Here is a 25,517-nt window from a genome sequence, read left to right on the forward strand (position 1 = left end):
TATTCATAGGCCTACAAGTCTATAAGTAATATAAAAGGGATGTGCCTTGTCACATCCCTTTTAATATTTTTATGGCACTATTTTACATTCTATGATAGAGTTAATATGATAGTTAAATTGCTACAAAGAGATACGTATATTGTTTTATAGGAGGACAGTCATGAAAGTTAATGTTATGACACATCCGTTGATTCAACACAAAGTTACATTGATGCGTGATGTACAAACAGGGTCAAAAGACTTCAGACAACTACTTGATGAAATTACTATGTTGATGGGGTATGAAATTACACGCAACTTACCACTTGAGGATGTAGAGGTAGAAACACCATTAATGAAAATGACTGGTAAACGTATTGCAGGTAAAAAATTAGGTATTATTCCAATTCTTCGTGCTGGCCTTGGCATGGTAAATGGTATGCTTAGCTTAATTCCAACTGCAAAGGTTGGTCATATCGGCTTATACCGTGATCCTGAAACTTTAAAACCAGTAGAATACTACTGCAAATTGCCAACTGATGTAAGCGAACGCGATTTCATCGTAACTGACCCAATGCTGGCAACTGGTGGTAGCGCAGCAGCAGCTATTACTTTGTTAAAAGAAAAAGGTGCTCAACACATCAAATTGATGTGTCTCGTAGCGGCTCCAGAAGGCGTTGAAGTTGTAAATAAAGAACATCCTGATGTGCCTATTTACGTAGCAGCACTTGATGAAAAACTCAATGATCATGGTTACATCTTGCCTGGTTTAGGCGATGCTGGTGACCGTATCTTCGGTACAAAATAAATTAAAATAAACGACATACTTTTAGGCATAAAACTTGTATTAAATTGCCTCAAAAGTATGTCGTTTTCTGCTATTTAGGGTTGAATAAAATTCACATAGGGTATAAAATAAATGTGTAAAGGTATTTTTTTATTTTAGGTGGGACGAATTTTGTTCACATGGGACGAAAAACGATTCATACAATCCCAACGGGTAAAGGAGGGACCCGATGAACGAGTTTCTAATGATATGTGAACGTATTGTTCCTGAAATCGTTAGCGTATTAAAGGAGCGATACAAGATACTAAACCACCTTGTTTATGAAGAGCCTATAGGCCGCAGGACATTAGCTACAGCGACGGACCTTCCAGAGCGAACCGTACGAAGTCATATTGAGTTGATGCGTGCAAATGGTCTAGTAGACATTTATAAACCGGGGATTTTTCTCACTGACGAAGGACAATCAATTGTTCCGAAGTTACGAAATTTTTTAAACGAACTAGATCGTATTAACGAACTAGAAAGCCGATTGACGGAAGCACTTTCCATCGATAGGGTTATCATTACACCTACAGAAGGAACGTTAATGGTTAAAAAGCTGGGCTTCGCTGCGGCAAAACTGTTACAGGAGTTATTAGAGCCTGATTCAGTAGTGGCTATTAGTGGTGGTAGTACCATGGCAGCGGTAGCGGAAGAAATGCCGATTTTACCATTTAATCCTACTGTAGTACCAGCTCGTGGTGGTGTTGGGGCGGTAGTGGAATACCAAGCTAATGTCATCGCTTCTGTACTGGCTGAACGACTTCGTGGGACTTACAAGATGCTTCATTTACCAGATGGGCTTTCACAAGACTCATTGCATATGCTCATGACTTGTGAACCGCAAATCAAGGAAATTAGCGACCTCATTAGTAGGACTGACGTATTGTTATTTGGCATTGGTACAGCCATGCGCATGGCCGATCAGCGTCACATTGCTGATGAGGTACGCAAGCAATTGGTAGATAATCATGCTGTAGGCGAGGCGCTGGGACAATATTGTGATATGGATGGCAAGTTGATTTATTCCACTAATAATATTGGTTTATCCTTGCCTGATGTAGCAAAGGTGCCAAATGTCATTGCTGTAGCAGGTGGACAAGAGAAGGCGAGCGCAATTATAGGTGTCATGCGAGCTTGCCAGAAAGGTATACTCATCATTGATGAGCAAGCCGCCGAAGGCATGCGTCAATTGTTACAAATTTCTGCCTTATAGGCGAATGAGTAGTTATAAATTTTAGTTTGAATTTGGTTAGAATTTTTGTTATTAGGAGGATCTAACAATGGCAGTAAAAGTTGGTATTAACGGTTTTGGTCGTATCGGTAAATGTGTAGTTCGCGCAGCGATTAATAATCCTAACGTAGAAGTTGTGGCGATTAATGCAACTGGTGATAATGAAGGTACTGCATTATTATTAAAATACGACTCTGTACATGGTACAATTCCTAACGAAGTAACATTTGATGAAGACAACATTTATGTTGATGGTAAAAAAATCCGCGTATTCCACGACCGCGATGCATCCAAATTGCCTTGGTCTGAAGAAGGCGTAGAAATCGTAATTGAATGTACAGGTAAATACCGCGATGCAGAAGAAGCAAAAGTTCATTTAGAACAACCTACAGTTAAAAAAGTATTGATTTCTGCTCCTGGTAAAAACGAAGACTTGACTATGGTTATGGGTGTTAACCAAGATATGTACGATCCTGCAAAACACCACATCATCTCCAATGCATCTTGCACAACTAACTGTTTGGCTCCATTCGCTAAAGTATTGTGCGATGAATTCGGTATCAAACGCGGTATGATGACTACAATTCATTCCTATACAAATGACCAAAAAATTCTTGATGCACGTCATAAAGACCCTCGCCGTGCTCGTGCAGCAGCTATGTCCATCATCCCTACAACTACTGGTGCAGCTAAAGCTGTAGCTTTGGTATTGCCTCAATTGAAAGGTAAACTTGATGGTTTTGCATTGCGCGTTCCTACTCCAGACGTATCTGCTACAGACCTCGTTTGCGAACTTGAAAAACCAGCTACTAAAGAAGAAATCAACGAAGCATTCCGGAAAGCAGCAGCTGGCGAATTAAAAGGTATTCTTGGCGTATCCGATGTGCCATTAGTATCTTGTGACTTCGGTTCTGATCCTCGTAGCTCCATTGTTGACGCTGATTTAACAATGGTTATGGACGGCAACATGGTTAAAATCGTTTCTTGGTATGACAACGAATGGGGTTACTCCGAACGTCTTATCGACATGGCAGCATTCGTAGCAAGCAAAGGCTTATAATCGGGAGGCTTTGATGAAACAAACAATCGAAGGTTTACAAGTAGCTAATAAAACAGTTTTTGTTCGTGTTGATTTTAATGTTCCTATGAAAGACGGTGTCATCACTGATGACACTCGTATTCGTAGTGCTTTACCTACTATTAACTATTTAGTAGAACAAGGTGCAAAGGTTATCCTTGCTTCTCACTTTGGTCGTCCAAAAGGGGAACGCAAGCCTGAAATGTCTTTAGCCCCATGTGCTAAGCATTTATCTGAACTTATCAACAAACCTACAGGATTTGTTGAACATTTATCTGCGCTTATCAACAAACCTGTAGGATTTGTTGATGACTGCATTGGTCCTAAGGTTGAAGAAGCTGTAAAAGCATTGCAACCTGGCGATGTATTAATGCTTGAAAACTTACGTTATCACAACGAAGAAACTAAGAACGATCCTGAGTTTGCTAAACAATTGGCCTCTCTTGCGGACGTAGCCATCAACGATGCATTTGGTGTATCTCACCGTAATGCAGCATCCGTAGTTGGTATTGCTGATTATATCCCTATGGCGGCAGGCTTCTTGCTCAAAAAAGAAATTGATGCATTAAGTGCAGCTGTTGTACATCCTAAAACACCTATGGCGGCAATCATTGGCGGTGCAAAAGTAACAGATAAAATTTCTGTTATTTCTAATCTTTTGCCTAAAGTTGATGTAATGATCATCGGTGGCGGTATGGCAAATGCTTTCATTAAAGCACAAGGTTGCAACATTGGTAGCTCCTTATTTGAAGAAGGTCAAGAAGCTATCGCTACAGATCTAGTTATGGAAGCTCGTGTGGCAGGTGCTAAATTATTAACACCTATCGATGCTGTAGTAGCAGATGCTTTCAGCAATGATGCTAATACTAAAATCGTTGACGTCGATCAAATTGAAGACGGCTGGATGGTATTAGATATTGGTCCTAAAACTCGTGAACTTTACGTAGAAGCATTGGTGCCAATGAAGACTATTATTTGGAATGGTCCTATGGGCGTATTTGAAATGGAAAACTTTGCAGCTGGTACGAATGCAGTAGCGAAAGCTGTAGCTGAATCTGATGCGATGACTATCGTTGGCGGCGGCGACTCTGTAGCAGCCATTGAAAAAAGTGGCTTGGCAGATAAAATTAGCCATATCTCCACAGGTGGTGGTGCATCTTTAGAATTCCTAGAAGGCAAAATCCTACCAGGTATTGCTGCATTGTCTGAGGCATAATATGAGAAAACCTATTATTGCAGGAAATTGGAAAATGAATGGCACCATTGCGTCTGGATCAATTCTGATCGAAGCGTTTAACAGCGTGTTACAAGATATGGAATTATCCTGTGATGTAGTTGTTTGCCCGCCTTTCACAGCTATTGAGCGTGCTGTAGCGCTAACGCGTAACACAGCGATTGAGGTAGGCGCACAAACTATGGATTATCATGATGCTGGTGCGTTCACTGGTGAAATTTCACCACTTATGCTTACTGAGGTAGGCGTTAATTATGTCATTATCGGTCATTCTGAGCGCCGCGAATATTATGGCGAAACAGATGAGACGGTAAATGCCAAAATTAAGAGTGCATTCCATCATAATTTAAACCCTATTGTCTGTGTTGGTGAAAGTTTAGAACAACGTGAAGCCGGTCATACTCTTGATTGGATTACATCTCAACTAAAAGGGGCATTGGCTGATATTCCTAAAGAACAAGTGAGTCAACTCATTATTGCGTACGAACCAATTTGGGCTATTGGTACTGGCAAGACCGCAACAGCTGAACAAGCTGAAGAGGTGTGTAAAGCAATTCGCGATTACATTCGTTCTTTATATGATGATGACGCCGCTGATGCCGTGCGTATCCAGTATGGCGGTAGCGTTAAATCTGAAAATGCACTAGAAATTCTAGGAGAACCAAATATTGACGGTGCTCTTGTAGGCGGTGCATCCCTAGTAGTTGATGAATTTATTGATATTATTAAAGCGGCGAATCAAGTAAGCGCTTAATATGAGGTTAGAAATGGCTAAATTAGAGGCTCCCGTAATGCTAGTCATCTTAGATGGCTTTGGCATGGGGGATCAATCAGATACAACCAATGCTGTAGTACAGGCGAAGCCGCTCTGTTTTAATCAATTATGGGATACGTATCCACATACAAAATTGGAAGCATCAGGGCTTGCGGTAGGCCTTCCAGATGGTCAAATGGGGAACTCTGAAGTCGGCCATTTAAATCTTGGCTCTGGGCGTATCGTGTATCAAGATTTAACTCGTATTACTAAAGACGTTGAATCTGGCGAGTTTTATAATCGCCCTGTTATGAAGGAACTATACGAAGTTGCTAAAAAACAAAGCTTACATCTTATCGGTCTAGTATCTGATGGCAATGTACATTGCTCCTTAGATCACATTAAGGCAGTCATTAAAGGGTCTCATGATCATGGTATTGAGCACGTTTATGTACATGCCTTGCTCGATGGTCGTGACGTAGCTCCTCAATGTGCGCAAGGTTATTTAGAGGACTTAGAAGCATATATGGCCGAGCTACACTGTGGCAAGATCGCTACTGTGAGCGGTCGATACTATGCAATGGATCGCGATAATCGATGGGACCGTGTTGAGTTAGCATATAATGCTATTGTACATGGTCAAGGTGAAACGGCAGATTCTGCTTGCGAAGCAGTGCAACAGTCCTACGACAAAGATGCAGCTGATGAGTTTGTTCTTCCTACAGTTATTGATGCTGAAGGGACTATCAAAGATGGAGATGCTGTTATCTTTTGTAATTTCCGTCCAGACCGTGGGCGTGAGCTTACAAAAGCCTTAGTGTTGCCTGACTTTGATGGTTTTAAACGAGAGCAACTGTCCTTGTATATGGCGACTATGACCAAGTATGAAGATGGGTTACCAGTACATATTGTATACGAAAAAGATACCTTGTCTCATACATTAGGCGAAGTGCTAAGCACTGGTGGTTATCGTCAATTGCGCATTGCTGAAACAGAGAAATACGCTCATGTTACGTATTTCTTCAACGGTGGTAAAGAGGAGCCATTTGAAGGTGAGGACCGCATACTTGTGAAATCTCCGCAAGTGGCAACCTATGATTTACAACCTGAAATGAGTGCTTATGAGGTAACTGATAAGGTCGTAGAAGCCATTCAAGATGAAACGTATGATATGATTATCTTGAACTTTGCAAATCCAGATATGGTGGGGCATACAGGTAGCTTTGAAGCAGCTGTTAAAGCAATTCAAGCAGTTGATACTTGCTTAGGTCGTATTGTTGAGGCTATACGCAGTAAGAATGGTCACTTGTTAATTACGGCAGACCATGGTAATGCTGAGCTCATGGTTAATCATGAAACTGGTAAGGTTCATACGGCGCATACTACAAACTTAGTTCCTTTAATTTTAATGAGTGACACACTAAAAACAGCTACATTAGAAGCTGGTAAATTATGTGATATTGCTCCTACATTATTAGACTTGGCTGGCATAGAACAACCAAGTGCCATGACAGGACATAGTTTAGTACATAAAGCATAATTTTGAGGTCTAACTTTCACTATAGTTAGACCTAATCGATACATAGCGGTGGAAGATTTTTAATAACTCCACATTAGATTTATGAGGTGATAAAATGGCAGTAATTGAACAAGTCATTGCAAGAGAAATTTTAGATTCCCGCGGTAACCCAACTGTTGAAGTTGAAGTATGTTTAGAAGATGGCACTATTGCTACAGCAGCTGTTCCATCTGGTGCTTCTACTGGTATGTTTGAAGCCGTAGAATTGCGCGATGGCGATAAATCCCGTTACCTTGGTAAAGGTGTTTTAAAAGCTATCGACAATGTAAATGCTAAAATCGGCCCTGCACTTATCGGTTATGATGCTACAGAACAAGTGGCAATCGATAACTTAATGTTGAAATTAGATGGCACAGATAATAAATCTAACCTTGGTGCTAACGCAATCCTTGGTGTATCTATGGCAGTTGCTCGTGCAGCAGCTGAATCCTTAGATTTGCCATTGTTTGCATACCTTGGTGGTTTCAACGCAAAAGAATTGCCAGTTCCTATGATGAATATCTTGAACGGTGGTGCACATGCGGATAACAACGTAGATATTCAAGAGTTTATGATCATGCCTGTAGGCGCTGAATCCTTTGCAGAAGCTCTTCGCAGCTGTGCAGAGGTATATCATACATTGAAATCCGTACTTCATAGCAAAGGTCTAAGCACTGCAGTAGGTGACGAAGGTGGCTTCGCTCCTAACTTAGCATCCAACGAAGAAGCATTGGAAGTAATTTGTGAAGCTATTAAAGCGGCAGGTTATGAACCTGGTAAAGACTTTAAATTAGCTCTTGATTCTGCATCTTCTGAATTCTATGAAGATGGTAAATACAATTTAGCTGGCGAAGGTAAAGTTAAAACAGCTGCTGAAATGGTAGACTTCTACGAATACTTAGTAGGTAAATACCCAATCGTATCCATCGAAGATGGTCTTGCTGAAGAAGATTGGGAAGGCTGGAAAGTATTAACAGATCGTCTTGGCGACCGCGTACAACTCGTTGGTGACGATTTATTCGTAACTAACACAAAACGCTTAGCTCGTGGTATTGAGCTTGGTGTAGGTAACTCTATTCTTGTAAAAGTTAACCAAATTGGTACCCTCACTGAAGCTTTCGATGCTATGGAACTTGCTAAACGCGCTGGTTACACTTGCGTAGTATCTCATCGCTCTGGCGAAACAGAAGATACATTCATCGCTGACATTGCTGTAGCTGTAAATGCTGGTCAAATTAAGACTGGTGCACCAGCTCGCTCCGAACGTGTAGCAAAATACAACCAATTGCTTCGCATTGAAGAAATGTTATACGAAACAGCTCAATATAAAGGTAATGACGTATTCTACAACTTAAAATAAGATACGTTATATCTAATAGTCCAATAAGGGCGCCCTTTGGGGCGCCTTTTTTGTATGCTCAAAAATAGAAAAGTTTTCGCTTCGTGGATTTTTAAAAATAAAAAAGGAATTTTGGGGATGATGTCGAAACCTATAACGCCATACGCTAGTGTGAGGTAAAAACATACCGCAAGGTATTGGAGGTGACCATGTATGTAGACGTGACATTAGACGATATTATTTTGTATGCCTTAGAACATCATGTGAGCGATATTCACTTTGATCCTGTTAAAAGTGGTGTGCATGTTCGACTACGACAAGATGGACTGTTACAAAATTACATGACAGTATCTAATGAAGATGCGGAGCTTATTATTAATCGCATCAAGGTTTGTAGTTCATTAGATATTAGCGAGAAAAGATTGCCTCAAGACGGACGTTGGGCTTGGAGTCATAAAGATAAAGCCATAACAATGCGTGTATCTACTTTGCCCAGCTTATACGGCGAGACTTTAGTCTGTCGCCTTATGGGTAATGAGGGCAGTCATAAAGACCTTAAAGCTTTAGGCATGCGTACAGATATTTTTGAACACATCGGGCAATTACTAAAACGTCCTTATGGCTTATTGCTCATCTGTGGGCCTACGGGCAGTGGCAAGACGGCTACTCTATATGCCATGCTCCGCATGTTAAATTTAAAGGAAACAAAGCTCATATGTCTAGAGGACCCCGTAGAGGCTGAAATCAAAGGGGCCATCCAAATTGGTATCAATGAGAAGATTGGCTTTACCTTTGCAAAAGGCCTTAGATCTGTACTACGCCAAGATCCCGATACGATTATGATTGGTGAGATTAGGGATAAGGAGACTGCGGAGCTCGCTGTTAAAGCTGCTTTAACGGGACATCGCGTATTGTCTACCATTCACACAAATACTGCTATGGGCGTAGTAACGCGGCTCATGGATATGGGGGTAGAACCATATTTAATTCGAGCTACCTTAATGGGGGCTATTGCACAACGGTTAGTTAGAAAATTCGATGGTACAGCGTACCATGGGCGGACAGCACTCTTTGAATTTTTAGAGATTCCAGCTAATTCGGCCTGTTGGGACCAATTAGAAACACATCTATTACTATCATTAGAGGATTCTGCCCGTGAGGCCGTATCTCAGCATGTTACATCTATTGAGGAGGTGCATCGTTGTGGACTCATGCTGTAATAGTGAAAGTTTAGAAACTATTGTAGAACAAGCAATACAGTTATCATCAACAGATATTCATCTACAATGTGGACAGCCTATATACTTGCGACATGGTGATGGATTGAAGGCTACTAGCTTTGTGTGTACGACAGACTTAATCGAAGATATTTTACGGCGATGTGGTATAGCCTCCTACGAATGGCAATCCATTGATGAAGCATGCTCTTGTTGTGGTGTGCGCATTCGCGTTCATCTATATCGGGCTAATCAAACCATATGTGGTACCTTGCGCTTACTCTGTCATCAACAACTTTCACTAGATGATAACAGTGAAGGGCAACTGCTACAAAAATTATGTGAGGCCCATGATGGTTTATTGCTCGTCTGTGGTCCTACGGGCAGTGGTAAAAGCTTCACCTTAGCTTGTTGTATTGATTATATTAATCAGACAATGGAGCGTCATATCATAACCTTAGAAGACCCTATCGAGTTTGAATTTAAGCCTAAAAGATCTTTAATTCATCAAAGGCAATTAGGTGCCGATATTAAGTCTATGTCTGACGGTATTCGAGATGCCTTGCGGGAGGACCCAGATGTCATTATGGTAGGAGAACTTCGTGATCGCGAAACCTTGGAAGCTGCACTTCATGCGGCAGAGACGGGGCATCTTGTGATGGCTACTATGCATACACAAAGGGCTGTAATGGCTGTTCATCGTATGATATCTCTTTTCCCAGGAGAGCAACAAGAAGAGGTACGTAGTCAAATATCTCAAGTGTTACGTGCCGTTATATGTCAGCGACTACTAAGGTGGAATAAGAAGTTCATTACGATTCGTGATATTTTACTAAATACCCATGCAGTAGCAAATTTAATTCGCACTCGTAAGGAACCTCAAATTATTTCCATTCAAGAAACACAATTACCTATGAAAACACTAGAAATGGCTGTGAGAGATGTGAAGGCACAATATGGCTCTCAACAACAACTACATACGCTATTAGATCAACAATTATCGTAGGTGAATACATGGAGGCTTATGAATATGTCGTAAAAAATGAGAATAATGAAACAGAAAAAGGGGTGATGTGGGGCGATTCAGAACAGGAGATTGCAACACGGCTAAAACGCGATGGATACAAGATTTATAAAATATCTTTACAAGTAGAAAAGAAGAAACATAAATGGAATCATGCTATGGTGGTCGATGTAACCTATCAACTAGGATTACTGATAGAGTCTGGTGTGCCTTTACGAAGGGCTTTACAGTTACTCTGTCAGGGAAAACGAGGTTTGCTATATACGGCCTTGTATGAATCGATTGATAGAGGCCAAACCTTATCGCAAGCATTACGTAGTGAAGGTTGTCCTGCTATAGCCTTAGCACTACTAGAAAGTGGAGAGGCAGCAGGCACTTTAGGTGAAAGCTTACAATACATTTCACGTCACTACGATTGGGAACGACAACTCCGACAAAAGGTTATGAGTGCTATTTCTTATCCTATATTTCTTCTTCTCATGATGAACGTATTCTTTCTCGTTACCATCCTGTTTATCATTCCATCCTTTGAAAAGGTTTTTACTACCATGCATATTACATTACCATTGATGACGCGAGCCCTCTTTGCATTAGGACAAGGGTTAAAGGAACATCCTTTGATGGTAATAGGTATACATAGTGTTGTAATAGGTTCAATAGTATTTGCTTATAAGCAGCATAGTATGAGATGTAAAGTACATCGTTGGCTTTGGCAGTTGGCTCACCGATACCAATGGAGTACTTGTGTGTACTATACGAGCATGTTGAAGGTGTGGGCTCTGTTGCTAGACTCAGGGATTTCGATTATTCATACCATGAACATTACTCGTCCCTTATGGGGCAATCTATATGGCACTAAATGTAGTGAGCAGGTGGAGGCAAAACTATTAACTGGCCATTCTTTTGAAGAAAGTTTACGCAATGGTCATATAGGGAATGATTTTATATGGCAAATGGTTTCTATTGGGGAAGAAAGCGGTGAGTTAGTAAAGATGTTAAACCATTGTGGTCACTACTATGAGTCTATACTTTCAAAATATATTGCTCGCTTAGAGCGATTATTAGAACCTATATTATTAACCGTCATGGGCATTGGTGTAGCCGTATTAGTCGTTTCTGTTATGTATCCCTTATTTACGTCTATCGCCAAACTAGGAGGCCAATAGACATCGTTTTACAAGTAGTATATAGCATCGAATTGTAGTAAATAATGTAAAAGGAGGATATTATGAGTTCCGTTATACATATGGTTCATGGGTTAAATCATCGATTAGAAATGTGCGGACAATGGATAGTAGATCGATTACATATATGTCGTGTTCGAGAAGGACTTAACAAGTCGAGAAAAGGTGGTTTTACCCTTGTGGAATTAATGGTTGTCGTTGCAGTTATCGCTATTTTAGCAGCCATTGCGATGCCGCAGTTCTTATCTGCCGCAGATAGAGCGCGATCTGCAAAAGAAACGGCAGATATTCAAATTATTAAAAATGCCACCCAGCTCTACATGATTGATAAGAATGTAGATACTCCACCAACAGTAGAAAATCTTTACAAAGAAGGCTATCTCACTGAACATGTTAAGACAGCAAAAGGTAAAGAATATACCATTACCTATGAAGCTGTTAGCGGTGGTACTGCAAAAGCTGTAGTTGTAACAGCACCTAGTGTACCTTAATCGATAGGTATGTATTATTTAATGGGCATATTGTTTATTAGGTACATAGTGTTTAATTTAATCGACATATAGTGTTTATTAGGCACATACATATTGATTGCCTGGTATTGGCATCGATTAAAGGTACTTAATATATGGAAGGACAAGGTATGAAAGGGACTAGTTATGTAATAGGACTCATCGTATATATAGCATCGGTAGTATTACCTATTCTATTATCATTGAAGGCAATATCCTTTATTCACGTTGCTTTGTATGCTGCGTTTTCACTCATCATCATAGCAGGTGCTACCATCGATATGCATTACTATATATTGCCCGATGAAGGGGCTATGGCCCTTGTACTAGGTGGAATTATATATAGCTATATAAATGATAAATCTATGTTAATAACCCTATTAAGTGTTATGAGTGTAGGGGCTATTACATATGGACTACGTCTAATGAGTCATAAAGGCTTTGGACTTGGTGATGTGAAATGGTTTTCTGCCATTGCCACATGGCTTACGCCATGGGAGATTGTATGTTTCTTTTACGTATCATTTTGTGTTGGTTCTCTCTATCTCTTACTAACAGGTTATCGTAATCGATACATTCCATTTGGTCCCTTTCTATGCTTTGGAGGTTGGTGCGCCTTGCATGGTGGTCTATATATGGAGGTAATATACCAATGGCTAAGGTACAACCTATAAATGGCCAGTTAGGCTCCTTACTAGCTGAGTGGATGATTACCATAAGTTTAGTATTACTTCTCATATCTATTGCCTTACCCCTTGTGACAACACCTAGTCGGTATACCTTAAATGGAGCTACTCAAGAGGTTGTGTATATGCTAAAAAAGGTTCAGCTTTGGTCCATGCTTGGACATAAGTCGAATGGGAAAGGTAGAATGCTCTTCATATTAAATAAGGATAGTTACACTATTGAAGAAGACGCCAATCATCATACGGTAAACATATCATTACCTCCTAATATTGAGAATACAAAATCTATGACTGTTATTTCCTTTTCAGCTCTTGGTTTACCTTATGACGGAACAGAAATTGTTCTGACAGATCGTGAAAGTGGTGAGAAAAATCGCATATGGGTATCGGTACAAACGGGGCGTATCAGATGGGAAGAAGTACACTGAAGGGTTTATGTATGGCGATGCTTTAATCTCGGCAGCTATTATTATGTTTATGTTACCTATTGTATTATCTGTGTTCTGGATGGCGACGATAACGATATATAAGGCTTATTATTGGGACCATATATTGCAAGATACTATAACGTATGTAGAGGAAGGTAAAGCAGCATATTATGAAACGGGAACACTTCAAACAGGCGTACATAACTCACAATTTATTATGAGTCCTAGTGAGGCTATTACGTATAAAACATATGTGGAGCCCGTAGTAGTGCAGGGCATTTCACTACAACGTTTAACGGTAGAGGCCATAGATAATGAAACGGTTGTCTATTCACTATCCATTGATTTGGAGGAAATACGATGAATAGTAAAGGTAATCATGAAGGCTTTATATTGTACTCGACCCTTATTAGTATGACGATTTCTGTTATCGTCCTTACCTTGCTCTTAGGCATTGTATTCTATGCGGTTATGTGGGACGCCAAATTACTAGATAGCGTAGCGATGATGGAGGATGGTCGTTATACACGGCGTATGGTGGTAGCTCAAATGATATGGAATCCTGTAGAGGTTACCGTAGAAGATAAGAATATAAGCTTATATATTCATGATACAAAGCGTACGACCTTGACCGTACAAAGACATGCTCTTTACAGAAAACTCACGGATGGTAGCCTACAACCCGTAAGTGGTAGTCGCATCATAGGAACAAGAGACAAGCGTAATGTAGGGTATACGCAGGAACACCCATTTAGTCTAGATAATAATAAAACAGTTCATCTGCGATGGTACATTAACAATCGCTTTACTAATAATAAGCTCTATACTAGCGGATATGGTGGATTAGCTCTGTATGAGGTCGCTATAGGGCAGAGTACTGTTTATGATTGGTATAAAGATAATGAGGAGACAAGCCATGAACGGAGGAGCCCATAATGCGGGCTTTATTACATATGTAGCTATACTTACGATGTCCTTATTATTGCTCTTAGCCTTTATGGGGCTTCGTATTAGTCAAATTTGTGAAAGCAATGCCGTCGATGAAATCCATTTAGAAGAGGCTCATTATGCAGCTCAAAGAGGGGCTCATTGGTTTGTAGGGTATTGTAAGGCAGGTAATACTTGGGACTTTCAACAAAAACTAATAGTGTCAGATGAGGGGGATGTAGAAATTACCATTGAACCGGATCGTTCTATGGATAATCCTCGTCATGTTATGAGTTATGGGAAATTAAAAAATCGGGAAATAGTGAGCCGCGTTCATATGTATGTCACAGTAGATCAAGATAAGCGTATGCATGTGGTAAAGGTAAAACCTTATTGAGGTGAGGCTATGAAACGTAAAAAGAAAATTCATTCTGGTGTTTGTATTACGGATGAGCGTATTGTATGTGTTACAGCTCATATTGAAAATAAAACAATGGTCATTACCGATGCATTAGAGATGAAACGGAGTGGACTCATTGATGAAGACGTTACTAGATTTATAGAAACCTATGATTTAGACGAAGGGGCCTATAGCATTGTAGCTAATATAGATACGCAAATGCGTGTAGCACCTTATGATCCTCACGATTTTGATATGAAGGAATTTATTAAGTGGAATGTAGAGGATTACTTTAACTTTGATGGAGATAGTTTCCAAATGGATGCGTGTCGTCGAGAATATCCAAGACATAGTTATCATATGTTTATGGTAGCCGTAGATCGTCATTCTCTCGAGCTGTTAAAACAAGGCATACGAGATACGTATGCGCCAGTAGATGTTATCGATTTTTGGCCCATTCCTATTTGTTACTGCTTGATGCGGCGTAGTGGGACGGTAACTGGTGTTGTTGAAGAAGGGGCTATGCATCTATGGCTATGGTGGAATGATATTTGTATTGAGGAATGTATGGTTCCAATTACCGGTAGTGATGTATCGGAAGCAATGGAAAAGTTAGAAGCTAGATTGCAAACATTTGGTATCGATGAGATTCAAGGTATACGCATGTATGGTTTAGATACCTTATCTGATGAAGAGCGAAATGATATGGAAGAAATTATTTCTATGTATGGTGAAAACGAATATATTCCGTTATTGTTCTTAGGTCGTGGTCGCAATCGTTGCAAAAAGGGCCAATTAGATTGGGATATGGCAATTGGTATGGCCGCAAGGGGGCTTAAGTGGATTGGCTTGGGATGGTAAAGATAAATGTATAAATTTAATGCCTCGTTCTTTACGATGGCATAGTCTATGGCATACATATCGGTACTATCTGTATGGTATAAGTCTTATATATTTTATGGTAGGCTTAGTATCTATATATATGTGCTGGACTAGTTACGGTGTATATGATCGGCAAAAGGTAAAATATCTAAATGTACGAGCAAATCCTCAGTATCAAGTAGTTGAGCAAAAATATAGTGAGTTAATGGCTATTAAACATAAAATTCTCAAGAATACATCTGATAGTAATAAAGCTAATATCTATCAAAATAGTATAGTTCTATATATTCTTGATACGGCTATGGACCAACATATTAGTTTACAGCGTCTAAGTATAAAAAATGGTCATGTAAGTATTGATGGTATCGGTGTTAGCGATGAAGCATGTCGTAAATTTATAGCTGTTTTGCAGCAGAGATTATCGGGAATGGAGTGTCATGGAACAGTTAAAGCAGATAAAGGGGTTTATTCATTCCATGTGGATGGATCTAAGAGAGAGCACCACTCAACCAATCAACAAGATACTAATGACCATAGTCCTGTGGGGGATAGTAACTAGTCTTTCCGTATATGGACATGTACATTTGAGTCAAAAAACTAGTCTCCTACAAGAACAGCAAGAGACTTTTGTTATACAAATGAATGCGGAGTCAGATTATATAGTATCTAAGGAAGCTAAATTATTAGAGACTTTCAGGGAGAACAAGAATTCCCAAAACAGCCATACAAGTATCTTTGATTCCTTACAAGGAGAACCATTAATGATTGTCAGTACTGATGAGCATGAAGGCATATTAGAATTAACATTACTAGGTAGTACGGAGCGACTCATAAACTGGATTAATACTGTTGATGAAAAAGAGTCTTCACGACATATAGAAATAGAAGATATAGAGCGCAAGGGCAATGTAGTTTACGTACATTGTGCTGTGAAATCAAGGATATAGGTACAGTAGAAATATTGCGTTCTTTATAGGGACAGATTATAGATATTATGTCTATAGTCTGTCTTTGTTTTTGAGCCATTTTATAGTACAATGAAGGATATGAAATAATAAGGGGCACATAATAAATGATAATTAAACGCAATATTATGCTCATCGGATCTATGGGAAGTGGTAAAAGTCACTTCGGCCGAAATCTTGCAGAACGTAAAGGATGGCAATTTGTAGATACCGATCGCGTATTAGAAAGTCGTTTTGGGTTGCCCATTGCTGAAATATTTAAAAAGATAGGGGAAAAAGCATTTCGTCGTGCTGAAATGGATGTACTAAAAAAGGTATGCTTGTATCATGAAGCCGTTATTTCTGTAGGTGGCAATTTCCCTATTGAACATCGCACATTAAAGGTATTGAAAAAATATTCCTATATCATTGGTATTCGAGCAGCACAATTCCGTATAGTGAGTCGTGTCAATCGCCGTATTGGGAAGCGGCCTACCATGGATTATACTAATGTTAATGCCTTTGTACACGCTATGATACAGTCTTGGAAGCCAGTGTATAAGCAGTGCGATTTTGTACTGGACACAACAAATGGTCGGACCTATGATTTTATGCAGCGTATTGAGGACGAATTAGAGGCCTCAGATGTGCAATTTAAAGCAAGACGTCAACCCAATGAAACAGACGAAGTAGATGCTACAGTAGCATCTAGAGATACACAATTTAATAATCATCAACGTAGAAGAATAGAGGATACCAAATTAATATCCCCTAAAGCTAGCTCTAGTATAGGAATGTTCAATAAGGGAGATTCTAATAAGGTATCATCTAAAAAAGTCCGTTATGATAAACGTCGCAATCAAAAGGCGTCTAATGTAGGAAACAAGAATCGAAAGACTGAGACTATATCCAATCAACGTACACCACAAGGGGGTAATGGATATGAGAAGAATCGCAATACTAACAAGCGGCGGAGACGCACCTGGAATGAACGCCGCCATAAGAGCCCTAACTAGAAAAGCCATACATGAAGGTTTTGAAGTATTTGGCATTGAACGAGGCTATTTAGGAATCATTGAGGAAAAAATATTTCCTTTATCTAACCGTGATGTAGGTGGCATTATTACCCAAGGTGGGACGATGCTAAAAACGGCTCGCTTTCCTGAGTTTCAAAATGAAGAGGTTCAGAAAAAGGCCTATGATATTTTAAAAGCTCATGATATAGATCATCTTATCGTTATTGGTGGCGATGGTTCTATGCGTGGCGCTACAAGTTTGGCAAAACTCGGTATGTCTACCATGACTATTCCTTGTACCATTGATAATGATATGGGGGGGACTCAATATACATTAGGTTTTGATACGGCTTTAAACACTGTAGTTGATGCGGTTGGTCGTATTCGCGATACATCTAACTCGCATGAGCGGGTAGCCATTGTAGAGGTGATGGGGCGTAAAGCTGGTCATATTGCACTTAAAGCTGGTCTTGCGTGTGGTGCAGAAATCGTATTGGTTCCTGAAAATCCTATGCCTTTACATGATGTATGTCGACATTTAAAGGAAACACAAATTCGTGGTAAAGAATATAGTGTGATTCTCGTAGCGGAAGGTGCTTATAATAGTGGTGACGTAAAAGCCTTTATTAAGGAACATACGGAGTTTGATCCAAGCTTGACCGTATTGGGATATTTACAACGCGGTGGCGGGCCATCTGCATTTGATGCAATTTTAGCAGCCCGTATGAGTGAAGTATGTCTTAATCTATTGATGAATGGCGTGGATAATCGATTATTGGGCTATATAGATGGTCATATCCGTCCTATTTCTTATCAAGAGGCAGAACTCTTAGATTTCCCTATTAATGAAAAAGACTACACCCTATTATCAATATTGAGTAGTTAATTTATATAATAAAATGGCCTGTTAGGGGCCATTTTCTATATATGTTATAATTTATCGTTAATGAAATTATATTGCATAAAAGTAATTGGTGCTGTATAATTTAAAAATACTATATGTGTTGATATAGAATACTGTCTCTTTTACATATATCTTCATCTTTATTTAAGGAGATCATAATGAAAGAATTTTTCCAAAAGCATCGTAAACGCATAGTAGCGGGTGCCGTTGCTCTTTGTGTTCTTGGTGGTGGTACGTATTACTACATGGATAGCCAAAATGCTAGCCAAACACAAAATTTATATACTACTGGTAAAGTAGAAAAAGGTGATGTAAAAACGAGTATTAGTGCGACGGGTACTATTAACCCTGTAAACTATGTAGATGTATCTACAAATGTAGCAGGTAAACTTGAAAGAGTTTTGGTAAAAGAAAATGATCACGTTACAGAGGGACAAGTTATCGCTTATATTGATACGCGACAACTACAGGCTTCCGTTGATGATGCTCGCGCAGCGTTATCTAAGGCTGAGCTCGATATGAATCGCTACAAAGCTTTGGCTGCCCAAAATGCTATTGCGCAACAAACCTATGATGATGCGGTAACATCTTATGAACGTGCTTTATCTACGTTTAATCGTGTATCTGCCGATCTAAGTGATGCTACGATTACTGCACCTATGTCGGGTACTGTTGTAGGTACGCCACTAAAAGCTGGTCAAACGATTAGTACTGGTATTTCTACCCAAATGATTATTGCCACAATTGCGGACCTAAATAATCTAGAAATTTATCTTACTGTAGACGAGACAGATATTGGTAGCATTAAACAAGGGGCTAAAGTAGAATTTACTGTAGACTCTAAGCCTGGTGAAACTTTCACAGGTTACGTATCTGAAATTGCAAAAGGTACAAAAGGTAACATGGGTGCTACGAGTAATAGCGTAGTGTACTATACAGTTAAAGTTCAAATTCCTGAAAATATTGCAGGTAATTTCTTACCATCTATGACGGCTCGTGCTACTATCTTTGGTGAAGATATTAAAAACACCTTAGTAGTTCCTCTTACTGCAGTACGTACAGATAAACAAGGTGAATACGTATATGTAATGAAAGACGGTCAACCAGTTCGTACAGCTGTTTCTACAGGCGTAACTGGAGATACTAATGTACAAATTCTAAAAGGTTTATCTGAAGGTGATGAAATCATCGTAAGTGGTGATGTCACTGCTCCTAAGAATAATAGCCGTGGACCATTCTAATAGTAGGTGAATATGAATCAAACAGTAATCGATATACAAGGGATTACGAAGACCTATGTAAATGGTAAATTATCGGTGCCTGTATTGTATGGTATCGACTTACAGGTCAATAAAGGCGAATTCGTATCTATCATGGGTCCTTCTGGCTCAGGTAAATCTACCTTTATGAACATTCTTGGTTGTTTAGATCGGCCAACGACAGGTTCCTATCGTCTAAATGGAGATGAGGTAGCTACTTTATCTGATGATGAATTGGCCTTTGTACGAAATAAACAAATAGGCTTTGTATTCCAAAGTTTTAACTTATTAACAAAATTAACGGCTGTAGAAAATGTAGCGCTTCCTATGATTTACGCAGGGATGGATAAAAAAACACGTAATGAACGTGCTGCGGCCTTATTAGCGTCTGTTGGTCTTGGTGACCGCATGGATCACTTGCCATCCGAGTTATCTGGTGGTCAGCGGCAACGTGTAGCCATAGCTCGTGCATTGGCAAACAATCCAGCCATCATTATGGCCGATGAACCGACAGGTAATCTTGATTCTAAGTCTACTATCGACGTTATGAACATCTTCAGAGGGCTTTATGACGAGGGCCGTACAATTATTCTCGTTACTCATGAGCCTGAGATTGCTACGTATGCAAGTCGCAACGTAGTATTACGAGATGGGTTAATTGTAGAGGACTCCCAGAATCATAATATGACACCTGTACAGGAGGTGACTCATGTATAAAGAGAGTTTCTTGATGGCATGGGCATCCCTCATTGCTAATAAAATGCGTTCCATTTTAACCATGCTAGGTATTATTATCGGTGTAGCTGCTGTAATTGCTTTAGTATCTATTGGTAATGGTGTAAAGCAAGATATTCAAAACTCCATTTCTAGCTTAGGTTCAAATTTATTGATGGTTATGCCAGGTGCGCCGCGTACTCCAGGGGTACGACCATCGCCAGGATCTATGAAATCCTTAAAGGTAGCTGACTACGAAGCGATTGCAAAACTAGATGGCGTTAAAGCTGCAAGTCCAATGACAAATGGCGGATATGTAGTTATTTATCAAAATAAAAACTGGACTACTTCAGTATCTGGTGTTAATGCTAATTATTTAGATGTTAATAACTGGACCATGAAGTCTGGTCGATTCTTATCTGAAAAAAATGTACAGAATCGTGAGCGCGTAGCTGTAGTGGGTAAAACAGTTGTTAAAAATTTATTTGGTGATGAAGATCCTGTAGGTAAAGAGATACGTGTTAAGAATATTCCATTCCGCATTATTGGGGTACTCAATAGTAAAGGTAGTGGCGCTATGGGTAATGACCAAGATGACATGGTGATTATTCCTTACACAACAGCTATGGAACGGGTAGACGGCATTGATTATTTACGAATGATATATGTGGTAGGCAAAGATGAAAATGGTATCGATCGCTTGCAGTCCGATATTGAAAACTTATTACGTGTACGACATGGTATCAAAGATACAAATCTTGATGACTTTAACATTCAAAATATGAACTCCATTATGGAAACTATGGAAGAAACAACGGGGACATTGACATTGTTCCTAGGTGCTGTAGCGGCTATTTCTCTCGTAGTTGGTGGCATCGGTATTATGAATATCATGCTTGTATCCGTTACTGAACGGACTCGAGAAATCGGTGTGCGTAAAGCATTAGGTGCAACTTATAATGTCATTGTCACACAGTTTCTTATCGAAGCTATTGTAATCAGTTTGATGGGTGGTATCATAGGTATTATTCTCGGCGTTGGGTCTTCTAAGTTAATTGGTATGGCCTCGGGGATGAGTACTGTTATTTCTATTCCAACCATCGTAATGTCCTTTGCCTTCTCCGTGGCAATCGGTTTGGTATTTGGTATTTATCCTGCCCGTAAAGCAGCAAAACTTAATCCAATCGATGCATTACATTATGAATAGTTTTGAACTTGGGATAGTGTTTTGTTAAGAACATGTCATATAATTAGATAGAGTTGTTCGCATATGGTGCGTTGCATGATACAATATGTATGATGTAACGCACTATTTTTGTATGTTTTATATAAAATATCCATGGGATGTGTAAGTATATTGATTGGAGAAACACATGGCTACAACATTATTAGAATATTTCAACGAATTACGAAATCAGAATCCATTTTCTTGGGTAAAAGATTCTGAAATTACAGCAGTTGAAGCAGGTCATGCAGAAATGACTTTACAAACAAATGATACAGAGTATTGTAATTTCCGAGGGGATTTACATGGTGCCGTTTGTATTGGTTTAGCAGATAGTGTAATGGGGACCGCTTGTTTTACATTGGGCAAATCTGTTAGCACTATTGATCTTAATGGCAACTATGTGAAAGCTGTTAAGGGTGGTACTGTATTGCGTGGTGTAGCCAATGTAGAACATAATGGTAAAACAACTATGGTTGCTACTGCACGTATATATAATGAATTAGGTGAACTTGTCCACTTGGCACGTGGTACATTTTTTGTACTAGAAGAGAAGTCATTACCTGATTTACCATGGCGTTTTATTGAAGAAGACAACCCTGATTTGGTATAATATAGTTTAGACTTTTAACTATAGGAGGATGCTTGAATGGAACAAGAATTACAACGTATTAAGGCAGAAGCCCTTGATGCCATCAAAGGCGCTGCTGATCAACAAGCGTTGCAAGATATACGTGTTAAATATTTAGGTAAAAAAGGTGAGGTAACGGCATTATTAAAAGGTCTTGGTAAATTATCTCCAGAAGAACGTCCTAAGGCTGGCGCCCTCGTTAATGCTGTTCGTGAAGCATTAGAAGCCGAAATTGATACGGTTAAAGTTCGTATGGAAACGGCAGAGTTAAACGCTCGTTTAGAGCAAGAACGCATCGATATTACATTGCCTGGTCGTGCACCAAAAACTGGCCATATTCATCCATTAACAAAGGTTAATGAAATGATTGACGACTTCTTTATGAAAATGGGTTATACCGTTGAAGAAGGTCCAGAAGTAGAGCAAGATTACTATAACTTTGAGTGCTTAAACTTGCCTAAAGATCATCCAGCACGCGATATGCAAGATTCCTTCTATATTACAGAAAACTTCTTGTTACGTACACATACATCTCCAGTACAAGCTCGTACTATGCAACGTCATGAGCCTAACAGCCCAATTCGTATGATTGCGCCTGGTAAGGTTTATCGTTGGGACTATGATGCGACACATTCCCCAGTATTCCATCAAGTGGAAGGTCTCATCATCGACGAGCACATTACATTTGCTGATTTGAAAGGTACATTAGAGTCCTTCTTGCGTCACATGTATGGTGATGAAACTAAGGTGCGTTTCCGCACGAGCTTCTTCCCATTCACAGAACCATCTGCAGAGGTAGATATTTCTTGTGTAATGTGTGGTGGTGATGGTTGTCGTGTATGCTCTCATACAGGTTGGCTTGAAATCTTAGGCTGCGGCATGGTTCATCCTGACGTATTGCGCATTAATGGGTATGATCCTGAAAAGGTTAAAGGCTTTGCCTTTGGCATGGGCGTAGAACGTATTGCAATGCTATTATACGGTATTAACGATTTACGTCTATTCTTTGAAGATGATGTACGATTCTTGGAACAATTTTAGGAGGAACTCATGAAAGCAAGCTTACAGTGGATGAATGAATACGTGCCTGTAGATATGAATCGTCCTGCTCAAGAATTGGCCGATGAATTAACACAAGCTGGTATTCCTGTAGAAGATGTCATTCCTATGGATAATGGCATTAAGAAAATTTATACTGGTAAAATCGTAGAAATTACGAAACATCCAGATGCAGATAAATTACAAGTATGCCAAGTAGAATGTCTTACTGAAGAAGGTGAGCCTGTTACTAAGCAAATCGTAACGGCTGCTACTAATCTTGCAGTAGGTCAAATTGTGCCTGTAGCGTACCATAAATCTCGCTTAGCGGATGGCACAGAAATTAAAAAAGGTAAATTGCGCGGTGTAGCTTCTGAAGGCATGTTCTGTTCCGTAGCAGAATTCGGTATCTCTAGTGATTTAGTGTTACCAGAGGAAGCGCAAGGTATTTACATTTTCCCTGAAAATACTCCAATTGGTCTTGATGTAAAAGACGTATTGGGTATGAACGATACTGTATATGAATTCGAACTCACGGCTAACCGTGCAGATTGCTTCTCTATGGTTGGCTTATCCCGTGAATTCGGCATGATGACAAATCTAAAAGCTCTATTCCCGGTTATCATGGTCAACGAAAATGGTGAGTCTATCGAAGGCAAAGCATCTGTAGAGATTGAGGCAGATGATCTTTGTACTCGTTTCACTGCTCGTGTAGTAACTGATGTTAAGGTAGAACCATCTCCATTATGGATGCAAAACCGTTTGCGCAACAGTGGCATTCGTCCTATCAATAATGTAGTAGACGTTACAAACTACGTTATGTTAGAGCTAGGACAACCTATGCATGCATACGACTATGACCATGTAAAAGGTCATAAGTTAGTGGCAAGACGTGCCAAAAATGGCGAAGTACTTGTAACACTCGATGGTTCTGAACGGGAATTAAATGATTCTATGCTTATCATTGCCGATGCAGAACGTCCTGTAGGCGTAGCTGGTATTATGGGCGGTTTTGACAGCGAAGTAACGAATGAAACGACTACAGTTATGTTTGAGGCTGCTGTATTTAATGGTCCATCCATTCGCCGTACTGCAAAAGCTCTTGGCATGCGTTCCGAAGCGTCTGGTCGTTTTGAACGTGGTGTAAACCATAAATATACTGCCTATGCTATCGATCGAGCAGCTCAATTATTACAACAAATCTGTCCTAGTTGTAAAGTTGATGTAGGCGTTATCGATGTATATAAAAACCCTGTAGAACAACATACTGTAACTTTCACAGCGGAACAAATCAATGATTACTTGGGTACTAATATCGAAAAAGACGAAATGGTTCGTATTTTGACTGCTCTTGAATTCGTTGTAACAGAAGAAGGGGATAGATTATCTGCCCTCGTTCCAACATGGCGCGGTGACGTAACAGTAATGCCTGATATTGCTGAAGAGGTAGCTCGTATTTATAACTACGATAATATCGCTCCAACAATTCCTGTAGCCGTATTATCCTCTGGTGGTATGACTCCTAAAAAAGCTCTTACTAAACAGGTAACACATGCATTGGCTAAACTTGGTATGACTCAAATCATTACCTTTAGCTTTATGCATAAAGATGGTCTTACAAATATGATGCTTCCTGAAGGGGATAGCCGTTATACTGCCATTCCAATTTTGAATCCTATTTCCGAAGAGTTCCCTTATATGCGTACTACATTGGTGCCAGCTGTTATCGATGCAGCAAAACGAAATATTGCGCAACAAAATAAGGATCTTTGGTTATTTGAAACAGCTAATGTATATGAACCTAAAGCATTGCCTTTAACAGAAGTGCCTCATGAGCGCCCTATGGCTTGTGGTATCTTGATGGGCAAGGTAAATCAAGCTGGTTGGAACCAAGCAGAGCGTACAACTGACTTCTATGATGTAAAAGGCATCGTAGATGCATTGTTGGCGGAACTTGGCGTTACAGGTTACGATATTAATCGTGGCACTGAACCATACTTCCACCCAGGTGTAAGCGCTCAATACGTTGTAGATGGCAACATAATTGCTCAATACGGTGAATTACATCCACAAGTGAGCAAAAACTTTGACTTGCCTGGTAAAGTATATATGTTTGAAATCGATTTGGAAGCAGTATTATCCTTGACGATTCCAGCATTCCGCTATACATCTTTCAGTAAATTCCCAGGCACTAGCCGTGACCTTGCTATCGTAGCACCTGTATCTGTGGCTAGCGATGAAATTTTATCTATCATTAAAAAGCATGGTGGAGAATATTTAGAAAATGCATCTATCTTCGACGTTTACGAAGGTGAACATATCGAAGCTGGTTATCGCAGTCTTGCGTACAACTTACAATTCCGCTCTATGGAAGGTACGTTGAACGATGAAGATATTGACGGTAATATTAAAGCTATTATCGATGCATTAGCAGAAATTAACTGCAGATTACGTTAATCTCAAGCAGTATATTGAAAGGGTTTACCGTATGGTAAACCCTTTTAGTACTATAGTTATACCTTTAGTT

General features: G+C 39.7%; 27 protein-coding genes. All 27 read left to right on the top strand.

Annotated elements, in window-relative coordinates; genetic code table 11:
• Positions 1-160 precede the first annotated feature (160 nt).
• Entirely contained in the window at positions 161-787 is a 627-nt protein-coding gene (upp, locus tag KH364_RS02510; protein WP_009351648.1) for a uracil phosphoribosyltransferase, read from the top strand.
• A 208-nt stretch (positions 788-995) separates the two neighbouring features.
• The gene (locus tag KH364_RS02515) at positions 996-2,021 is read left to right on the top strand and encodes a sugar-binding domain-containing protein (RefSeq protein WP_265138902.1); all 1,026 of its coding nucleotides are present in this window, start codon (positions 996-998) and stop codon (positions 2,019-2,021) included.
• A 67-nt stretch (positions 2,022-2,088) separates the two neighbouring features.
• Positions 2,089-3,099, top strand: a complete 1,011-nt coding sequence (gap, locus tag KH364_RS02520; protein ID WP_273298433.1) for a type I glyceraldehyde-3-phosphate dehydrogenase — start codon at positions 2,089-2,091, stop codon at positions 3,097-3,099.
• 13 nt (positions 3,100-3,112) lie between these two features.
• Positions 3,113-4,333: a phosphoglycerate kinase gene (locus KH364_RS02525; protein WP_273298435.1), complete on the top strand. Its 1,221-nt coding sequence runs from the start codon at positions 3,113-3,115 to the stop codon at positions 4,331-4,333.
• 1 nt (position 4,334) lies between these two features.
• Positions 4,335-5,105: a triose-phosphate isomerase gene (gene tpiA / locus KH364_RS02530; RefSeq protein ID WP_265138905.1), complete on the top strand. Its 771-nt coding sequence runs from the start codon at positions 4,335-4,337 to the stop codon at positions 5,103-5,105.
• Between the two features lie 13 nt (positions 5,106-5,118).
• Positions 5,119-6,645 carry a 2,3-bisphosphoglycerate-independent phosphoglycerate mutase gene (gene gpmI / locus KH364_RS02535; RefSeq protein WP_273298438.1) on the top strand — a complete coding sequence of 509 codons (1,527 nt, stop codon included), beginning with the start codon at positions 5,119-5,121 and terminating at the stop codon, positions 6,643-6,645.
• A gap of 94 nt (positions 6,646-6,739) precedes the next feature.
• Complete coding sequence (gene eno / locus KH364_RS02540; RefSeq protein ID WP_009351620.1) at positions 6,740-8,023, top strand: phosphopyruvate hydratase; 1,284 nt, start codon at positions 6,740-6,742, stop codon at positions 8,021-8,023.
• 188 nt (positions 8,024-8,211) lie between these two features.
• Complete coding sequence (locus KH364_RS02545) at positions 8,212-9,222, top strand: GspE/PulE family protein (protein ID WP_265138907.1); 1,011 nt, start codon at positions 8,212-8,214, stop codon at positions 9,220-9,222.
• Positions 9,206-10,225 carry an ATPase, T2SS/T4P/T4SS family gene (locus tag KH364_RS02550; RefSeq protein ID WP_009351692.1) on the top strand — a complete coding sequence of 340 codons (1,020 nt, stop codon included), beginning with the start codon at positions 9,206-9,208 and terminating at the stop codon, positions 10,223-10,225. The genes KH364_RS02545 and KH364_RS02550 overlap by 17 nt, the downstream gene beginning before the upstream one ends.
• 8 nt (positions 10,226-10,233) lie before the next feature.
• Positions 10,234-11,409, top strand: coding sequence for a type II secretion system F family protein (locus KH364_RS02555; protein WP_273298441.1), 1,176 nt, complete (start codon positions 10,234-10,236; stop codon positions 11,407-11,409).
• Positions 11,410-11,471: 62 nt separating this feature from the next.
• On the top strand, positions 11,472-11,918 hold the full coding sequence (locus KH364_RS02560) for a prepilin-type N-terminal cleavage/methylation domain-containing protein (RefSeq protein WP_273298443.1): 447 nt from the start codon (positions 11,472-11,474) through the stop codon (positions 11,916-11,918).
• Positions 11,919-12,067: 149 nt separating this feature from the next.
• Positions 12,068-12,610, top strand: a complete 543-nt coding sequence (locus tag KH364_RS02565) for an A24 family peptidase (RefSeq protein ID WP_273298445.1) — start codon at positions 12,068-12,070, stop codon at positions 12,608-12,610.
• Positions 12,589-13,050 carry a hypothetical protein gene (locus tag KH364_RS02570; RefSeq protein WP_273298446.1) on the top strand — a complete coding sequence of 154 codons (462 nt, stop codon included), beginning with the start codon at positions 12,589-12,591 and terminating at the stop codon, positions 13,048-13,050. The genes KH364_RS02565 and KH364_RS02570 overlap by 22 nt, the downstream gene beginning before the upstream one ends.
• A 7-nt stretch (positions 13,051-13,057) precedes the next feature.
• A complete protein-coding gene (locus KH364_RS02575; RefSeq protein ID WP_273298447.1) occupies positions 13,058-13,414 on the top strand; it encodes a hypothetical protein in 357 nt (118 codons plus the stop codon).
• Complete coding sequence (locus tag KH364_RS02580) at positions 13,411-13,986, top strand: hypothetical protein (RefSeq protein ID WP_265138916.1); 576 nt, start codon at positions 13,411-13,413, stop codon at positions 13,984-13,986. The genes KH364_RS02575 and KH364_RS02580 overlap by 4 nt, the downstream gene beginning before the upstream one ends.
• Positions 13,967-14,374: a hypothetical protein gene (locus KH364_RS02585; protein WP_265138918.1), complete on the top strand. Its 408-nt coding sequence runs from the start codon at positions 13,967-13,969 to the stop codon at positions 14,372-14,374. Before KH364_RS02580 ends, KH364_RS02585 begins: the two co-directional genes overlap by 20 nt.
• Before the next feature lie 9 nt (positions 14,375-14,383).
• Positions 14,384-15,238: a hypothetical protein gene (locus KH364_RS02590; protein ID WP_273298449.1), complete on the top strand. Its 855-nt coding sequence runs from the start codon at positions 14,384-14,386 to the stop codon at positions 15,236-15,238.
• Between the two features lie 121 nt (positions 15,239-15,359).
• On the top strand, positions 15,360-15,818 hold the full coding sequence (locus KH364_RS02595; RefSeq protein ID WP_273298450.1) for a fimbrial assembly protein: 459 nt from the start codon (positions 15,360-15,362) through the stop codon (positions 15,816-15,818).
• A gap of 202 nt (positions 15,819-16,020) precedes the next feature.
• The gene (locus KH364_RS02600; RefSeq protein ID WP_273298452.1) at positions 16,021-16,206 is read left to right on the top strand and encodes a hypothetical protein; all 186 of its coding nucleotides are present in this window, start codon (positions 16,021-16,023) and stop codon (positions 16,204-16,206) included.
• Between the two features lie 125 nt (positions 16,207-16,331).
• On the top strand, positions 16,332-17,219 hold the full coding sequence (locus KH364_RS02605; RefSeq protein WP_273298454.1) for a shikimate kinase: 888 nt from the start codon (positions 16,332-16,334) through the stop codon (positions 17,217-17,219).
• A complete protein-coding gene (locus tag KH364_RS02610) occupies positions 17,191-18,105 on the top strand; it encodes an ATP-dependent 6-phosphofructokinase (RefSeq protein ID WP_009351695.1) in 915 nt (304 codons plus the stop codon). Before KH364_RS02605 ends, KH364_RS02610 begins: the two co-directional genes overlap by 29 nt.
• Before the next feature lie 176 nt (positions 18,106-18,281).
• Complete coding sequence (locus tag KH364_RS02615; protein ID WP_265138926.1) at positions 18,282-19,364, top strand: efflux RND transporter periplasmic adaptor subunit; 1,083 nt, start codon at positions 18,282-18,284, stop codon at positions 19,362-19,364.
• 12 nt (positions 19,365-19,376) lie between these two features.
• A complete protein-coding gene (locus KH364_RS02620; RefSeq protein WP_105098303.1) occupies positions 19,377-20,099 on the top strand; it encodes an ABC transporter ATP-binding protein in 723 nt (240 codons plus the stop codon).
• Complete coding sequence (locus KH364_RS02625) at positions 20,092-21,303, top strand: ABC transporter permease (protein ID WP_009351697.1); 1,212 nt, start codon at positions 20,092-20,094, stop codon at positions 21,301-21,303. The genes KH364_RS02620 and KH364_RS02625 overlap by 8 nt, the downstream gene beginning before the upstream one ends.
• Positions 21,304-21,469: 166 nt before the next feature.
• A complete protein-coding gene (locus tag KH364_RS02630) occupies positions 21,470-21,934 on the top strand; it encodes a PaaI family thioesterase (protein WP_273298456.1) in 465 nt (154 codons plus the stop codon).
• 36 nt (positions 21,935-21,970) lie between these two features.
• Positions 21,971-22,993 carry a phenylalanine--tRNA ligase subunit alpha gene (pheS, locus tag KH364_RS02635; RefSeq protein ID WP_273298457.1) on the top strand — a complete coding sequence of 341 codons (1,023 nt, stop codon included), beginning with the start codon at positions 21,971-21,973 and terminating at the stop codon, positions 22,991-22,993.
• 9 nt (positions 22,994-23,002) lie between these two features.
• Entirely contained in the window at positions 23,003-25,447 is a 2,445-nt protein-coding gene (pheT, locus tag KH364_RS02640) for a phenylalanine--tRNA ligase subunit beta (RefSeq protein WP_273298458.1), read from the top strand.
• Positions 25,448-25,517 lie beyond the last annotated feature (70 nt).

The sequence above is a fragment of the Veillonella sp. oral taxon 158 genome (assembly GCF_018376515.1).
GTDB lineage: Bacteria > Bacillota > Negativicutes > Veillonellales > Veillonellaceae > Veillonella > Veillonella rogosae.

Bases quoted from the DNA above. Each gene is read 5' to 3' on its own strand.
- KH364_RS02575 (WP_273298447.1), top strand. From the start codon at position 13,058: ATGTATGGCGATGCTTTAATCTCGGCAGCTATTATTATGTTTATGTTA.
- gpmI (WP_273298438.1), top strand. From the start codon at position 5,119: ATGGCTAAATTAGAGGCTCCCGTAATGCTAGTCATCTTAGATGGCTTT.
- KH364_RS02615 (WP_265138926.1), top strand. From the start codon at position 18,282: ATGAAAGAATTTTTCCAAAAGCATCGTAAACGCATAGTAGCGGGTGCC.
- KH364_RS02595 (WP_273298450.1), top strand. From the start codon at position 15,360: ATGTGCTGGACTAGTTACGGTGTATATGATCGGCAAAAGGTAAAATAT.
- pheS (WP_273298457.1), top strand. From the start codon at position 21,971: ATGGAACAAGAATTACAACGTATTAAGGCAGAAGCCCTTGATGCCATC.
- KH364_RS02555 (WP_273298441.1), top strand. From the start codon at position 10,234: ATGGAGGCTTATGAATATGTCGTAAAAAATGAGAATAATGAAACAGAA.
- KH364_RS02515 (WP_265138902.1), top strand. From the start codon at position 996: ATGAACGAGTTTCTAATGATATGTGAACGTATTGTTCCTGAAATCGTT.
- KH364_RS02630 (WP_273298456.1), top strand. From the start codon at position 21,470: ATGGCTACAACATTATTAGAATATTTCAACGAATTACGAAATCAGAAT.
- KH364_RS02600 (WP_273298452.1), top strand. From the start codon at position 16,021: ATGATTGTCAGTACTGATGAGCATGAAGGCATATTAGAATTAACATTA.
- KH364_RS02605 (WP_273298454.1), top strand. From the start codon at position 16,332: ATGATAATTAAACGCAATATTATGCTCATCGGATCTATGGGAAGTGGT.
- KH364_RS02570 (WP_273298446.1), top strand. From the start codon at position 12,589: ATGGCTAAGGTACAACCTATAAATGGCCAGTTAGGCTCCTTACTAGCT.
- eno (WP_009351620.1), top strand. From the start codon at position 6,740: ATGGCAGTAATTGAACAAGTCATTGCAAGAGAAATTTTAGATTCCCGC.
- KH364_RS02585 (WP_265138918.1), top strand. From the start codon at position 13,967: ATGAACGGAGGAGCCCATAATGCGGGCTTTATTACATATGTAGCTATA.
- gap (WP_273298433.1), top strand. From the start codon at position 2,089: ATGGCAGTAAAAGTTGGTATTAACGGTTTTGGTCGTATCGGTAAATGT.
- KH364_RS02625 (WP_009351697.1), top strand. From the start codon at position 20,092: ATGTATAAAGAGAGTTTCTTGATGGCATGGGCATCCCTCATTGCTAAT.
- pheT (WP_273298458.1), top strand. From the start codon at position 23,003: ATGAAAGCAAGCTTACAGTGGATGAATGAATACGTGCCTGTAGATATG.
- KH364_RS02580 (WP_265138916.1), top strand. From the start codon at position 13,411: ATGAATAGTAAAGGTAATCATGAAGGCTTTATATTGTACTCGACCCTT.
- KH364_RS02525 (WP_273298435.1), top strand. From the start codon at position 3,113: ATGAAACAAACAATCGAAGGTTTACAAGTAGCTAATAAAACAGTTTTT.
- KH364_RS02545 (WP_265138907.1), top strand. From the start codon at position 8,212: ATGTATGTAGACGTGACATTAGACGATATTATTTTGTATGCCTTAGAA.
- KH364_RS02590 (WP_273298449.1), top strand. From the start codon at position 14,384: ATGAAACGTAAAAAGAAAATTCATTCTGGTGTTTGTATTACGGATGAG.
- KH364_RS02560 (WP_273298443.1), top strand. From the start codon at position 11,472: ATGAGTTCCGTTATACATATGGTTCATGGGTTAAATCATCGATTAGAA.
- tpiA (WP_265138905.1), top strand. From the start codon at position 4,335: ATGAGAAAACCTATTATTGCAGGAAATTGGAAAATGAATGGCACCATT.
- KH364_RS02565 (WP_273298445.1), top strand. From the start codon at position 12,068: ATGAAAGGGACTAGTTATGTAATAGGACTCATCGTATATATAGCATCG.
- upp (WP_009351648.1), top strand. From the start codon at position 161: ATGAAAGTTAATGTTATGACACATCCGTTGATTCAACACAAAGTTACA.
- KH364_RS02610 (WP_009351695.1), top strand. From the start codon at position 17,191: ATGAACGCCGCCATAAGAGCCCTAACTAGAAAAGCCATACATGAAGGT.
- KH364_RS02620 (WP_105098303.1), top strand. From the start codon at position 19,377: ATGAATCAAACAGTAATCGATATACAAGGGATTACGAAGACCTATGTA.